Below are 14667 nucleotides of genomic sequence, written 5' to 3' on the forward strand. Positions count from 1 at the left end.
CGGCATTGCCCTGTGACAGAGGCAGGAAGCGACCAGAAAGAGAAAGGTTTCTCGCATGCGGTGCTGACGAAGGCATATCGCCTTCAGACTGCATCGCCGGATTTCCTCCCCCGGAGCACCATCCCGCTCTATCGGCAGGGCGGCTTCATGGTAGCAAGAGCCATACCAGCGGAAGGCTCGGCTAGAGCATTGATAATACAGGATTCGTTTTACGCCGGTTCTCGCCGATCGGCATAAATCCGCCGATACGGCGCCGGGCTGGGCGGATTTTTGCTTATCCGCGATCCTTCAGGCCTGCAGATATTGGCGCCGGTCGATGCCGTAGCGCTCCATCTTTTCGTTCAGGGTTCGCCGCGGCAGGCCCAGCCGTTCCATGGTCAGACGCACATCGCCCTTGCTTTCCGCCAGCGCCAGTTCGATGCAGCGCTTCTCATAGGCCGCAACGCTCGCCGCCAGGGTCTGCGTTGCCTCGGCGCCGTCCGGCGCCTGCGGCGTCAGCTTGGCCAGCGGCCCGGACATGGCCCGCAGGCCCAGCACATGGCGTTCGGCGACGTTGCGCAATTCGCGCACATTGCCCGGCCAGTCATAGGCCTGCAGCGCGGCGATCGCCGCATCGTCCAACGGCGAAGCATCGCGTGCATAGGTCTGCGCCGCCTCCTCCGCGAAATGGCGAAACAGCAGCGGAATATCCTGCCGCCGCTCGCGCAGGGGCGGCAACTGCAGTTCGGCGACGTTCAGGCGGTAATAGAGATCCTCGCGGAATTTGCCCGCATCCGAAGCGGCGCGCAGGTCGATCTTGGTGGCCGCGACGACGCGGATGTCGACCGGTATCGTCTTGTTGGAGCCAAGCCGCTCGATCGCCTTCTCCTGCAAAACGCGGAGCAGCTTGGCCTGCAAGGCCAGCGGCATGCTTTCGATCTCATCGAGAAACAGCGTGCCGCGATGGGCGTATTCCAATCGTCCGATCCGGCGGTCGGTGGCGCCGGTGAAGGCACCGCGCTCATAGCCCAGCAGCTCGCCCTCGAACAGCGATTCGGGAACCGCCGCGCAGTTGATCGCCACGAAAGGATGCGCCGCGCGCGGCCCGAGGTCGTGCAGGCAGCGTGCGACCAGCTCCTTGCCGGCGCCGGTCTCGCCGTGGATCAGCACCGCCACCGGATTGGCCGCCAGATCGAGGATGTCGCGCCGCAGATCCTCCATGGCCGGACTGGTCCCGATCAGCCTCGCGGCGATGCCGCTGGCCGAGGCGAGCTGCGAATGCAGCCGGCGGTTTTCCAGAACCAGCCGCCGCTTCTCGGCGGCCCGGCGCAAGGTCTCCGTCAGGCGCTCGGGCGAGAACGGCTTTTCGACGAAATCGTAGGCGCCCAGACGCATGGCCTCGACCGCCATGGCGATGTCGCCATGGCCAGTGACCAGGATGACCGGCAGGTCGGGATCGATCGCCTGCGCGCGCCGCAGCACCTGCAGGCCGTCGATCTGCGGCATCTTCACATCCGAAACGAGGATGGACGGGCAATCGCGCGACAGGCTGCCGATCGCCCTGGAGGCATCCTCGTAAAGCTCGACCGCGAAGCCGGCCAGCTCCAGCCATTGCCGGACCGAAAGACGGACCGGCTCCTCGTCGTCGACGAATATGACCAAAGGCTTCTCAGCCATTTGCACTCCTCGCCTGCGCCGCCACGGTCTCGGTGGCCGGCACTGGCAGCCACACCGTGAAGACGGCGCCGCCCGCCGCACCGTTCTCCGCCGTCAGACGGCCGCCGAAATCCCGCACGATGCTGCGCGAAATCGCAAGTCCCAGCCCCAGTCCGTCGCCGATCTGCTTGGTCGTGAAGAAGGCGTCGAACAGGCGCGCCTTGTGTTCGGCGGGAATCCCGGACCCGCTATCGGCAACCGTAAGCGCCCAGCCGCCGCCATCGCGCCTGGCGGCAATATCCAGATGCCGGACCGCGCTGTCCACCATCGCATCACAGGCATTGCGCAGCAGATTGATCACCACCTGCTCGAGCCGGATATCCTCGGCCATAACCTCGGCGGTGGCCGGGATGTCCAGATCGACCTCGATACGCTCCAGCCGGATTCTCGATTCGAGCAGAACCAAAGCCCGCTGGACGACCGACAGCAGCGCTACCGGCTGGCATTCGGCGCCGCCCTTGCGGGCAAAGGTCTTCAGATGCCGGGAAATCTCCGCCATGCGGCGGGTCAGATCCTCGATCATGGCGAGATTGCCGGTCACGCTTTTCAGATCGCCGCGCTCGATATGCAGCCGCGAGGCGGCGGCAAAGGTGTTGATGGCGGTGAGCGGCTGGTTCATCTCATGCGCGATGGCGGCCGACATCTGGCCCAGCGCCGCCAGTTTGCCGGCCTGCACCAGCTCGTTCTGCGCCTCGCGCAGCACGCGTTCGGCCCGCTCGCGCTCGCGCACCTGTTCCTGCAGATCCTTGGTGCGCTCGGCCACGCGGGCCTCCAGCTCGTCGCGTGCCTGCCGCAAGGCGGCGGCGACGGCCTCGCGGGCATTCTGGCGCTGGCGGTACTGACGCCAGAACAACAGGCTCAGCGCCAGCAGGGCGGCGCAGGCCAGCGTGCCGAAGGCGGCCAGACGCCCCTGCACCAGGGCCGGCGTGATGTCGGAAAGATAGATCATCCGCCATTGATAGGCCGGCAGATCCTGCTCCTGCCGCAGGTAGTCGCGCCCGTCGGTCTCGACCAGCGGATTGCCGTTCCAGCTGCCGCGGTTGGGCAGCGGCAGCAGGCGCAGCGGCGTGCCGACATATTTCTTGGTCTCGTCCAGGATGCGCCGCGCCGCGGGATCGAGCGGATGCAGAAGGCTGAAGCGCCAGCCCGCCCGGCTGGTGAGGAAGACGATGCCGAACTCGTCGGCGAGCAGAACCGTCTCGCCGGCCTCTTCCCATTCCCGCTGCAGCGGCTCGATGTCGAGGCGGACGACCACCGCGCCGATGACGCCTTCCGCATCGCGGATGGCTTCGGCGAAGAAGAAGGCCGGCTGGCCGGTGGTGACGCCGATGCCGAAATAGCGCCCCCGCCCCTCGGCCAGGGCGTGCTTGAAATAGGGACGGAAGCTGTAGTTCTGGCCCACGAAGCTCGTCGGCCCGGCCCAGTTGCTGGCCGCCCGCGTCGTGCCGGACAAATCCATCACATACAGCACCGAGGTGCGCGCCGCGCTGTTCAGATGCTCGAGCCGCCGGTTCACATTGGCGGCAAGCAGCCTGTCGTCGGGATGATGCAGCAGAAGCTGCACGTCGCGGTCCTGCGCCAGCACGGCGGGCAGGTATTCGTATTTTTCCAGATGATTGCGGAAGGACGACAGATAAAGCCCGAGCCGCTGGCGCCCCTTCATCTCCAGATCGTCCATCGCCGACTGCCGGGCCGCATCGGCAAGCCACCAGGCCAGCATCAGCGACAGCGCGCAGAAGACGATGCCGAAGCCGATGAGCCGCCGGCGTCCCCCGATCCACAATGACGCCTGCCTGGCCATGATAGAGAGGCGTTCTCCTTGCTGGCGGGGCCCTGCCCCGGAAGGCGCGATCTTATCCTTCCCGCAGGCTTGCGGCCACCCTGCGCGGCCGTGCCGTTTGGGCGGCGCATGGGTTGCGCGCGGCCAGGAGATTGGCCAGCAGCGGCAGACTGTAGGCGGCGGCCGTCGCCGACCAGTAGATCGCTTCGCGATTGCTCAGCCGCTCGATCACCAGCACCAGCACCGGCAGGACGAGCAGCAGATAGCCCAGGATCGCCTCGACGCGGAAGCGGCCCTTGCAGGCCTGCTGCGGCTGAACCCTGCCGAAGCCGAAGCCGAGCGCAAATAGCGCCGCGCCGCGTTCCGCCGCGCCGAATGCGGATACGGTCAGGCGCAGGGCAAGGAAGCCGACGGCCGGCAGCAGGAAATAGTCGAGCGGGAAATCGCGATAGCGCCCGGCCACGACCAGCATCAGGCATTGATACGCCGCCAGCACGGCGAAAAGCGCAAACAGCCATTCGGCGAAGCGGATGCGGCGCAGGCTTTGCAGCTCGTATTGCTGCGCCGGCGGCAGCTTCCGGCGGCGGAACGGCAGATAAGACCAGCCCCAGCGGCGCAATTCCTGCAGGCTGAAATCGAGCGAGCGCAGCGGCACCGCCGGCCGCGCCAGCCCCTGCAGCCGGTCGAGCAGTTCGCCATACAGCATGGCCGCGAAAACCGCCTGCAGGCACCCCATCGCGACGAATTCCGCAAAGCGAAGCGTCGAGTAGTTATGCTCCAGCCCGTATTCCAAGGTGGCGGCCAGAAAGGCGCCGATGCCCTGCGCAAACAGCGCAGCGGCCAACATGCGGCCGGGCGGCAGGGCGGCGACACGCTGCGCCCGGGGGATGACGACGATCAGCGCGATCAGCACCGCCATCGCGGCGATCAGCGGCCATTGCGGCAGGTTCGAAACCGCGCCGCCGAGCTCGTATTTCGGATGGCGGAACTCGTCCAGAACGCCCCAGCTGCCGCCGACCGTGCCCTCCAGCGCCACTTTCCAGGGCTGATCGAAAGCCTCCACCAGATTGTATTCGAGCCCCTTGTCCTGGGCGAGCCGCAGGAAATCGGTGATGAAGGTCGCCGCCTCGGTACGGGTCGGCACGGCGGCGCGGCGCGAGCGGCCTTCGCTCGGCCAGCCGACCTCGCCGATCAGCACCGGCTTGCCCGGCAGGTTCTTGCGGATAGTGTCGTAGACCCAGAGGATATGCGGCATCGCGTCGTCGACGCCGACCGGCTGGTCCTCCCAATAGGGCAGGAAATGCACGGTGATGAAATCGACCTCGTTCAGCAGCTGCGGATTCTGCAGCCAGTATTCCCACACATCGGCATAGGAGACCGGCTGCTTCACCGCCGCCTTGACGCGGCGGATATAACCGATCAGTTCGTCAGCCTTGAGATCCTTGCGCAGCAGCACCTCGTTGCCGACGATCACGCGCTTGATGACGTCGGGATAGCGGTTCGCCTGCTCGATGAGGGCCGCGACCTCCTTCTCGTTGATGTCGTGCTCCTGACCGAGCCAGGCACTCGCCGTCATCTCTATGCCGTAGCGGCGGGCGATCTCGGGCACGACCTGCATGCCCTCCAGCGAGGTATAGGTGCGGATGCCCTTGGCGATGCCTTTCAGACTGGCGATGTCCTCCTCGATCTGCTCGCGGCTCGGATAGACCTTGTCGAGCGGACCCTGGCCGCGGCGGAACGGCGCGAAGGAAACGCTGTCGATCAGGCCGACCTTGGCGCCATGCGGATCGCTGCCGACCGCGACCGGCCGGCTTGGCCACCACCAGCCGGCGACGTTGAGCGCGGCCGCGAGGCCGACGCAGAGCAGCAGCAACAGAAGGCGGGAAGCCGGCTTGGAGGTCGGCGCATGCATGGGGCGATCCGCGGCGGGCGAGGCGGGTTACTGGCGGTTCGTCACGGGAACGACGTCACTGGGCAGGGCTGCCCTGCGAGCCGATCTCGGCCTGCGCGGGCGGCTGCGGCGCCGGCGCCGGGACGGTCTTGCTCGGCGGCTTCGGCGCCACGTTGATCGCCGCCAGGACCAGCGAGGCCCAATAGGGCACCGATTGCGCCCACATGACGACCGCCCAGAGCCGCGCTTCTGGATCTTCGCCGCCCTGGAAATTCCACATGGCGATGCCGGCCAGCACCAGCAGCGCGCCGAGCAGCGTTTCCTCCTGCGCCATGATCAGCGCCTGCAGGAAAGCCGGCTGGTCCTCATGCTTGGGCGTGCGGATGAACGGCAGCTTCGAGGTGAACAGGCCGAAGATCATCGCCCGCGCGATCGTATAGGTCAGCGCCAGGCCGGCAAGGCCGGCCCCCATGCGCTGGCGGAAAGTGCAGGGCACGCGTATCTTATAGAGCCAGAGGAACTGCGCCAGCTTGGCGCCGAACACCGCCACCACGGGCAGCAGGAACAGCGCCAGCGGCAGTTCGAAATATTTCGGCAGGGTCATGACGCCGACCGTCCAGATCAGCGAGGCGATGGCGAAGACCAGGCCCAGCGCATCGGCGAACCACGGCATCCAGCCGGTGATGAAGTGATAGCGCTGCATCGGGTCGAGCTTGCGATCCGCCCCCGGCAGCATGTCGCGCCAATGCCGCTTCATGATCTGCACCGCACCATAGGCCCAGCGGAAGCGCTGGCTCTTGTAGCCGGCGAAGCTGTCCGGCGTCAGCCCATAGCCGAAGCGGCGGTCGGTATAGACCGAATGCCAGCCGCCGGCGAGCAGGCGCAGGCCCATCTCGGCATCCTCGCAGATGCACCATTCCGCCCAGGGGCCGACATGCTCGATGGCGGCGCGGCGGATCAGCGTCATCGTGCCGTGCTGGATGATGGCGTCGCGCTCGTTGCGCTGAACCATGCCGATCTGGAAGAAGCCGGCATATTCCCAGTTGATGAATTCCTTGAAGCGGTCGTTCTTCCAGTCGTGATGATCCTGCGGCGCCTGCACGAAGCCGATATCGGCCCGGTCGAAATACGGCACCAGCGACTTCAGCCAATCCGGCTCGATCAGGTAGTCGGCGTCGATCACGCCGATGATCTCGGCATCCTTGGCGGTATGGCGCAGCGCGAAATTCAGCGCGCCGGCCTTGAAGCCCTTCAGCGGCGCGACATGGAAGAAACGGAAACGCTCGCCGAGCTGTTTGCAGTATTCCTCGATGGGACGCCAGACCTTCTCGTCCTTGGTGTTGTTGTCGATGATCAGGACTTCGAAATTCGGATAATCCAGCCGCGCCAGCGCATCGAGCGTCTTCTTCAGCATCTCCGGCGGCTCGTTATAGGCCGGGACGTGGATCGACACCTTCGGCCAGCTGCGCTCGATATCGGTCTTGAAGGGAAGGAAATGCCGCTTGCGCCGGCTCGACCAGATCACCTCCGACATTTCCAGCCCTTCGGCCAGCACGACGAGGAACAGCATGAACAGCAGCGGCAGCAGCATCGCCCACATCACCGCGATGCCGGGGCTCATATAGGTGCGCAGGCCGGAATCGATCACCATGACGATGGCGCTGGTCACCAGCTGGATCAGCGCGACGAAGAAGACGCGGCCGATGAAGCGCAGCTCCGCCCAGCGCGCCAGGAACCAGGCCATCAGCGGCAGCGCCAGCAGCACGGAAGCCGCCGCGAGCTGCGGCCAGTTCGGGCGGTTGCTGACCGGGCCGACCATGGGGAACTTCGGCGTGCGATCGGCGGTATAAAGACCCCAATATGCGCCGACGCTGCCTTCGATATTGCGCTTCCAGGGCTGGTCGAAGGCTTCCTGGACGTAATAGTCGAGCCCGCGCTGGTTGGCGATGTTGAGGAACAGGCGCAGGAAGGAGGCCTGGCTGGTCGGGCTCGGCACCGCGTCGCGGCGGATGCGGCCTTCGGAGGGCCAGCCGACCTCGGTGATCACCACCTTCTTGGTCGGGTAGGCGTCCTTGACCTGCTGATAGCGCTCCAGCGCGTATTCGACCGCCTTCTCCGGCGACTGGCCTTCCCAATACGGCAGAAGATGGATGGCGATGTAATCGACTTCCTTGCCGAGCTGCGGATAGCGTAGCCAGATGTCCCAGGTCTCGGCGGTGGAGACTTCGACATGCTTGCCGCGATTGGCCAGCTCGGTGCGCACCCGCCGGATATACTGGATCAGATCCTGGAGCGGCATGTCGGCGCGCAGCAAGGTTTCGTTGCCGACCAGCACGCGATGTACGTTGTTCTGGGTATCGGCGATGCGGACGAGGTTCTCGATTTCCTTCTCGTTGCGGTCCAGCCGGTTGTCCAGCCAGGTGCCCTGCATCACCTCGAGGCCGTAGCGCCCGGCGATCTCGGCGATCTTGCCCTGGCCGTCCAGCGTCGAATAGGTGCGGACTTGCCGCACCTGGCCGGCGAGGATCTGCATGTCCTGCTCGATTTCCTCATCGGACGGGAATTTGCCGGCGCGCGGATCCTGATCGGCACGGAACGGCGTGTAGTCGACGCCGCTGATCACTTGGCCCCAGGGCCGCGGCTCGACGGGCCAGTTGAGATAGGCCCATCCGGCAAGATTGAGGACGGCAACGAGGAGAAGGACGACAAGTCCCGAATAGCGCATGGCTGCCCTTGGCAGATATGAGGTGACCTTGCCGGCAGCAACCATCGACCGGCCAACCTGCCCGCTCGGGCAGTCTCTAGGCGGTCAATATGGCGGCTTTGCGGCGGACGGCGGACTATACGGTGACGCCGAAATAGAGTCGAGAGGACGGTACGTTATCGTGCGTTCGGGCCCGCGGCTGACGAAATCTCCTGGCTAGCTGTCCGCTTTGGCGAGATGAGACAGCGGCAGAGGCGCATCGGTCTTCACCGGACGGATGACGAAGTTCGAGCGGATATCCTTGACCATCGGCAGCGACAACAAGCGCTGGGTCAGCAACTCCTCGTAGGCCGCTAAATCCGGTACGACGACTTCGGCGACGAAATCCGGCTCGCCAGAAACCATATTGACCGCGACGACCTCCGGGATCGCCTGCAGAAGCTGCTGGTGGAGCGCCGCGTTCTCGGTGGAATGCCGTTCCACCTTGATCTCGACGTAAATGGTCAGCCCCAGGCCCAGCCGGCGGCGGTCAAGTACCGCCCGGTAGCCGCGGATATAGCCTTCCTGCTCCAGCCGCCGGACCCGGCGCAGGCAGGGCGACGGCGAAAGGCCGACCCGCTCGGCCAGTTCCACATTGCTCAGCCGACCGTCCTCCTGCAGCGCCGAGAGGATCTTCCAGTCGAACACGTCCAGGTCAGGATTTGGCATAATCTGCCTCTTGCAAAGAATAATCTGCGTATATATTGCCGAAATATCCTACAGAAGGGCATAAATAGCAAGGACATGCCCTGCCCTTCCGCGCCATGGTAAGCCCATCGCAAACGCTTCCAGGAGCCCCCCATGTCCGTCGATACCTGCCTTCCCGCAACCGCCGCCCTCAGCCGGGCCGAACCGGACCGGACCCGCCTGCTGGGGGCTGCCGCCGCGCTGTTCACCGTCGTGCTCTGGGCGGCGGGCATGGTCGCAACCCGCTTTGGCGTGACCGGCTCGCTGTCGCTTTACGACGTCGTCTTCCTGCGGCTCGTGCTGCCCGCCCTGCTGCTGCTCCCCCTGCTGTGGCGGTCGGCCCGCGCCGAAGCCTTCCGCGGCATTTCCCGCCCGGTGCTCGCCGTCCTGGCGATCGGAGCCGGGGTTCCCTTCATGCTGGTCAGCAGCGCCGGAATGGTCTTCGCTCCGGCCGCCCATGCCGGAGCGCTCATGCCCGGCGTCATGCCGCTGTTCGCCGCCCTGCTCGCCCTGCTGCTGCTGGGCGAGCGGTTCAATGCCGCCCGCAAGGCCGGCATCCTTCTGATGCTGCTGGGCGCCGTCGCCGTTGGCGGCCATCAGGTGGTTAACGGCACCACCGGCGCCTGGCGCGGCGATCTTTTGTTCATCACAGCCGGCGCGATGTGGGCGTCCTACACCATCGCCATGAAAAAGAGCGGCCTCACCGCCTGGCAGGCGGTCGCCCTGATCTATGTCTCGTCCTTTATCCTCTATGCTCCGGTCTATCTTCTCTGGCTCGACAGCCGCCTGCCGGCCGCGCCGGTTTCGGAGATCGCGGTGCAGCTGGTGCAGTCGGTCGCCTCAGGCCTGCTCAGCATGGCGGCCTATGGCTTTGCCGTGCGCCGGCTCGGCGCCGCCGGCGCGGCCGCTTTCGGCGCCCTCACTCCGGCGCTGACGGCGCTCATGGCGATTCCCCTTCTGGGCGAATGGCCGGATACGGCGACCTGGAGCGGCATCGCCGCCGTCAGCTTCGGCGTCGCGCTGGCCAACGGCGTCTTCGCCAGACGGCCCCGGCCGGCATGAACATCCTGGTTTCACCATCTGAGCAACGACCGACCATGTCCAAGCATAGCGACCGCGACTTTCCGATCCCGCAGCCCTCGCCCCGCAGCGACCTCGAGATCTACCGCATGTGGGAGATCTTCAAGGCGGTGAATGCGCGGGTGCAGGCCGGCGGCGAGGTCGTCAACCTGCTGGTCGGCGAGCCGACCTTTCCGCCGCCGCAACGCGCCGTGGCGGCGGCGCAGGCCGCGCTGCAGAAGGGCCGCGGGCTCGGCTATACCGAAGCGCTCGGGATCGACGCGCTGCGCCAGGGCATCGCGCGGCTTTACCGGCGGCGCTATGGCCTTACGATCCCGGCGGAGCGCATCGCCGTCACCATCGGCACGTCATCGGGCTTCATGCTGGCCTTCCTGGCCGCCTTCGAGGCCGGGCAGACCGTCGCCGTGGTCGAGCCGAGCTACCCGGCCTATCGCGGCACGCTGAAAGCGGTGAATCTCGATGCCTACCGTCTCGGGACCGATGCCAGCACGCGCTATCAGGTGACACCGGCGCTGATCGAGGCGCTGCCCGAGCATGTCGCCGGCGTGGTAGTGGCCAGCCCTGCCAATCCGACCGGAACCAAGCTTTCCGCCCGGGACCTGAAAGCCGTCTACGAGGCGTGCCGCCGGCGCGGCCTGTGGCTGATCGTCGACGAACTCTATCACGGCGTCACCTTCGAGCAGCCGGCCGGCAGCGTGCTGGCGGCGGGCGACGAGGTGATCGTCGTCAACGGCTTCTCCAAATACTGGGCATGACCGGATGGCGCATCGGCTGGCTGGTGCTGCCCGAGCGGCTGGTGCCGCGCATCGAGGCGCTGGCCGGCAGCCTGCAGATTTCGGCGCCGACGCTGTCGCAGATTGCCGCGCTCGCGGCGCTTGACAGCGACGAGGAGATGAATGCCCGGGTGCAGCTCTATCGCCGCAACCGCGACCGGCTGCTGGCGGCCTTGCCGCGGCTTGGCGTGAGGCGTTTCGCACCGCCGGACGGAGCATTCTATCTGTATGTCGATGTCGGCGATTTCACCGGCGATTCCGTCGCCTTCTGCCGCCGCATGCTGGACGAGACCGGCGTGGTCGCCGCCCCCGGCGTCGATTTCGACACCGCGCAAGGCGAACGTTACCTGCGCTTCTCCTTCTGCATGGAAGAGGCGGTGATCGACGAAGCGATCAGGCGCCTGGAGCCGTGGTTCGCCAGGCTGAACAGACGGTAAAGGCCCGCTCTCCATCGTTCCCGCGATAGCGGGCATGACGATCGGTCCGTCAATCCAGCTGCAGCACCTGCCATTTCAGATAAGCGCTTTCCGGCAGATGCGGATGCATCGGATGATCCGGCCCGGCGCCGCCGGACAGCACGATGCGGCCCTGGCGTCCGGCCTGGCTCAGGCCGATCGACACTTCCCTGGCGAAAAGATCGCCGGGCAGCAGATGCGCGCAGCAGGCGACGAACCAGAAGCCGCCCGGCGCCACCAGCGGCGCGGCCAGCTTGGCAAGCTTGCGATAGGCGCGGCTGCCCGGACCAAGATCCTTGCGGCTTTTGACGAAGTTGGGCGGATCGGTGATCACCACGCCGAAGCGTTCGCCCTGCAGCTTCTCCAGCGCCGCGAAGGCATCGCCCTTCTCGAACCGGGCAACATGATCGAGCCGGTTCGCCGTCGCCGCCTGGCTGGCCAGGTCGATGCCGAGTTCGGAACGATCGATGCCGCGCACCGATCGCGCGCCGGCCTTGGCCGCGGTCAGCGCGAAGGCGCCGATATGGCAATAGCAGTCGAGCACGTCCTGGCCGCGGCTGAGTTGGGCCAGCCTGGCGCGGGCCTCGGCGAGATCGTAATACCAGCCCGTCTTCTGCCCCTGCAGCAGATCGAGCGGGAAATGCACGCCGCCCTCTTCCACTTCTGGCTTCGGCTCGAGTTGGCCGAAGGCGAGGTCGATGCTGGGCGCCAGCCCCTCCAATTGCCGCACGGCGGTATCGTTGCGCAGCACCACGGCGCGCGGCGCAAACACCGCACGCAGCGCATCGAGCAAGGCCGGCGTGAGGTCGTCCGCACCCGCCGTATTGGCCTGCACGGTGAACACATCGCCGTAGCGGTCGATGACGAATCCGGGAAAGCCGTCCGCCTCGGCATGCGCGAGCCGATAATAGGGCTGCGAAAAAAACCGCTCGCGCAGCGTCAATGCGCGCCGCAGCCGCGTAGCGAGAAAGCCCGCATCTATGCGCGCGGCGGTATCCGTTGTCCATAATCGCGCTGCGATCAGGGAATGCGGATTGAAACTCGCCAGTCCGATATCGCCGCCATGCGCGTCAATGAGGCGGACGATGCAACCGGACGGCAGCGCTTTCGCCTTAGCGTCGATCTCGATCTCGTTGGAGTAAACCCAGGGGTGACCACCCCTAACACGGCGCTCTTCGCGCGCTTTCACGCGCAGGACGGGCAGCGTCGAAGCAGGCATGGACAAGGCCTCAAGGTTTGGTTTATCTCGCGATCCGATACCTGATCGCCGCCTGGATTGCGAGCCCTATTCGATGTTTCAACTCCATGATCAATTGCGCCGCGACACGCTTGCGGTCTGCCGCATGAAATTGTGTCTCGTGCAGTTGATGAACGATGCACAATATCCCTGGCTCATTCTCATTCCGGCGGCGGACAATCTGACCGAGATCGCCGACCTGAGCGAGAAGCAGCGCAAGCTGCTGATCAATGAGATCGCCCAGGCCGAACGCGTGCTGCAGCACATCTACAAGCCCTACAAGCTGAATGTCGGCGCGCTGGGCAACATGGTGCCGCAGCTGCACATCCACGTCATCGCCCGCTTTCAGGAGGACCCGGCCTGGCCCGCGCCGGTCTGGGGCCGCCTGCCGCCGCGTCCCTATGAGGAGGCGGCGCTGCGCGCCACGATCGCGAAGCTGCAGAACGCCTTCATCGCGCGGGTCTAGGCTGCCTCCCACCGCCCGCTTCGCCTAGCCAGGAGCCTGGCCCGAGCGTATAAGAGGCCTATGCGCCGCCGGGATTTCCTCAACCGATCCCTCGCCTTCAGCACCGCTGCGGGTGCGGCGGCTTTCCTCGGCCCGTCCGCCGGCGCCAGCGCCGCCGAAGGCCGCTTCTTCCGCATCCTGACCGGCTCGGCCCATACCACCGCCTTCCCGGTCGGCACGACGCTGGCCACCGCGATCTCCAATCCGCCCGGCAGCCGCCCCTGCGATCGCGGCGGCTCCTGCGGCGTACCCGGCCTGATCGCGGTCGCGCTGACCAGCCCCGGCTCGCTCGCCAATATCGCCTCGGTCGCCAGCGAAAGCATCGAATCCGGCTTCGCCCAGGCCGACCTTGCCTACAGCGCCTATCAGGGCGAAGGCGTCTATTTCCGCCACAGCAAGCTGTCCAACCTGCGGGTGCTGTCGAATCTCTATCCGGAAACCGTCCATCTGGTGGTGCGGCGCGGCAGCGGCATCGACGAGGTCCGCGACCTGGCCGGCAAGCGCGTTTCGCTGGACCGCGCGGGTTCGGGCACGCGGTTCAACGTCGAGATCATCCTCGCCGCCTACGGCCTGCGGCTGAACCAGCTCAAGGTGGTCGAAGTCGATCCGGGCGAGGCCGCCGATATGATGTCGAAGGACGAACTCGACGCCTTCTTCCTGATCTCCGGCCAGCCGGCCCCCACGGTGGGCGATCTCACCGACCGCGGCGTCGCCGATCTGGTCGCTCTGGCCGGCAAGCAGATCGACGGCGCGCTGCGCCGTCACCGCTTCTTCAGCCGCGACGTGATTCCCGCCGGCACCTATACCGACGTGAAGGAGATCAGCACGGTCAGCATCGGCATGCATTGGCTGGTGGCGGATTCGCTCGATGCCGATCTGGCCTACGAGCTGGTGCGCGCGCTGTGGCATCCGCAGAACCGCAAGATCCTCGATGCCGGGCCGCTGATGGCGCAGAAAATCCGCCTCGGCACTGCCGTGATCGGCATTTCCGCGCCGCCCCTGCATGACGGCGCCGCCCGCTTCTACCGCGAGCTGAACCTGATCACATGAAAGCCGCTCAGCCCTCCGGCAGCGGCGCTTCCTTGGCCGAGGCGGCGCACCATTCCTGCATCGCCGGCCAGGCATAGATCGCATCGACATAGGCCGCCGAGATCGGATCGAGCGCCACGCCATAGGTGCGGAACCGCGTCGCCACCGGCGCGAACATGCAATCGGTGATGCTGAAACGGCCGAACAGGAAGGGGCCGCCGCTGTCGCCGCCCTGATCGGCGCCGAAGCGGCCGCGGCAATCCTGCCAGATCTGCTGGACGCGGGCGATGTCGGCCTTGGCCTCCTCGCTGGCTGCGCCGGCGGCCTTGCCCAGGCGGGCGATGTCCATCGGCAGATCGCGGCGCAGGGCCATGAAGCCGGCATGCATCTCGGTGGCGATGCAGCGGGCCACCGCCCGGGCGCGGGCATCCTCGGGCCAGAGCCCGGCCGCCGGGAAGGTCTCGGCCAGGTATTCGCAGATCGCCAGGCTCTCCCAGACCAGCAGGTCGCCATGCTTGAGGATCGGCACCTTGCCGGCCGGGGAATGGGCCAGAATCTTGGCCCTGGTGTCGGGATGGCGCAGGCCGATCATCACCTCGTCGAAGGCCGCGCCGGTGGCCTTGAGCGCCAGCCAGGGCCGCAGGCTCCAGCTCGAATAATTCTTGTTGCCAATGACGAGGGTAAGATCGGCCACGTCCCGCTCCGTATTTCGTTGCCAGGCTGCAGCCCTTATAACCGAGGAGGCGTTTCCGTCCCAGAGTGGATATCCCGAGTTCAATCCTGACGTCCTGC

Annotated in this window: 10 protein-coding genes and 1 pseudogene; 4 read left to right on the plus strand and 7 right to left on the minus strand. The window is 66.2% G+C overall.

Annotation, left to right across the window (positions count from 1 at the left end; translation table 11 throughout):
- Window positions 1-288: 288 nt before the first annotated feature.
- The 5 genes from VF194_RS07365 to VF194_RS07385 form a co-directional block, all read right to left on the minus strand.
- Window positions 289-1656: a sigma-54 dependent transcriptional regulator gene (locus VF194_RS07365; RefSeq protein WP_330889550.1), complete on the minus strand. Its 1368-nt coding sequence runs from the start codon at window positions 1654-1656 to the stop codon at window positions 289-291.
- Window positions 1649-3496, minus strand: a complete 1848-nt coding sequence (locus VF194_RS07370; RefSeq protein WP_330889552.1) for a sensor histidine kinase — start codon at window positions 3494-3496, stop codon at window positions 1649-1651. The genes VF194_RS07365 and VF194_RS07370 overlap by 8 nt, the downstream gene beginning before the upstream one ends.
- A gap of 52 nt (window positions 3497-3548) precedes the next feature.
- The gene (locus VF194_RS07375; protein WP_330889554.1) at window positions 3549-5387 is read right to left on the minus strand and encodes a hypothetical protein; all 1839 of its coding nucleotides are present in this window, start codon (window positions 5385-5387) and stop codon (window positions 3549-3551) included.
- Window positions 5388-5442: 55 nt separating this feature from the next.
- Entirely contained in the window at window positions 5443-8136 is a 2694-nt protein-coding gene (locus VF194_RS07380) for a glycosyltransferase (protein WP_330889556.1), read from the minus strand.
- A gap of 150 nt (window positions 8137-8286) precedes the next feature.
- On the minus strand, window positions 8287-8778 hold the full coding sequence (locus tag VF194_RS07385) for an Lrp/AsnC family transcriptional regulator (RefSeq protein WP_330889557.1): 492 nt from the start codon (window positions 8776-8778) through the stop codon (window positions 8287-8289).
- 132 nt (window positions 8779-8910) lie between these two features.
- On the opposite strand from VF194_RS07385, the gene VF194_RS07390 reads away from it, so the two are divergent.
- Together VF194_RS07390 and VF194_RS07395 are read left to right on the plus strand one after the other, a co-directional pair.
- Window positions 8911-9858: a DMT family transporter gene (locus VF194_RS07390; RefSeq protein WP_330889559.1), complete on the plus strand. Its 948-nt coding sequence runs from the start codon at window positions 8911-8913 to the stop codon at window positions 9856-9858.
- Window positions 9859-9965: 107 nt separating this feature from the next.
- Window positions 9966-11086, plus strand: a pseudogene (locus VF194_RS07395) (pyridoxal phosphate-dependent aminotransferase).
- A gap of 49 nt (window positions 11087-11135) precedes the next feature.
- On the opposite strand, the gene VF194_RS07400 reads toward VF194_RS07395, so the two are convergent.
- Entirely contained in the window at window positions 11136-12323 is a 1188-nt protein-coding gene (locus tag VF194_RS07400; RefSeq protein WP_330889561.1) for a class I SAM-dependent rRNA methyltransferase, read from the minus strand.
- A 73-nt stretch (window positions 12324-12396) separates the two neighbouring features.
- Here VF194_RS07400 and VF194_RS07405 point away from each other — a divergent pair, with 73 nt between their 5' ends.
- Window positions 12397-12807 (plus strand): HIT family protein, encoded by a 411-nt coding sequence (locus VF194_RS07405; RefSeq protein WP_330889563.1) that lies wholly within the window; start codon window positions 12397-12399, stop codon window positions 12805-12807.
- Window positions 12808-12867: 60 nt separating this feature from the next.
- On the plus strand, window positions 12868-13896 hold the full coding sequence (locus tag VF194_RS07410; RefSeq protein WP_330889565.1) for a TAXI family TRAP transporter solute-binding subunit: 1029 nt from the start codon (window positions 12868-12870) through the stop codon (window positions 13894-13896).
- A 7-nt stretch (window positions 13897-13903) separates the two neighbouring features.
- On the opposite strand, the gene VF194_RS07415 is transcribed toward VF194_RS07410, so the two are convergent.
- Window positions 13904-14569 (minus strand): glutathione S-transferase family protein, encoded by a 666-nt coding sequence (locus tag VF194_RS07415; protein WP_330889567.1) that lies wholly within the window; start codon window positions 14567-14569, stop codon window positions 13904-13906.
- Between the last annotated feature and the right edge of the window lie 98 nt (window positions 14570-14667).

Origin of the sequence: Ferrovibrio sp. (genome assembly GCF_036381655.1) — a bacterium.
In the GTDB taxonomy this organism is placed as follows: Bacteria; Pseudomonadota; Alphaproteobacteria; order Ferrovibrionales; family Ferrovibrionaceae; genus Ferrovibrio.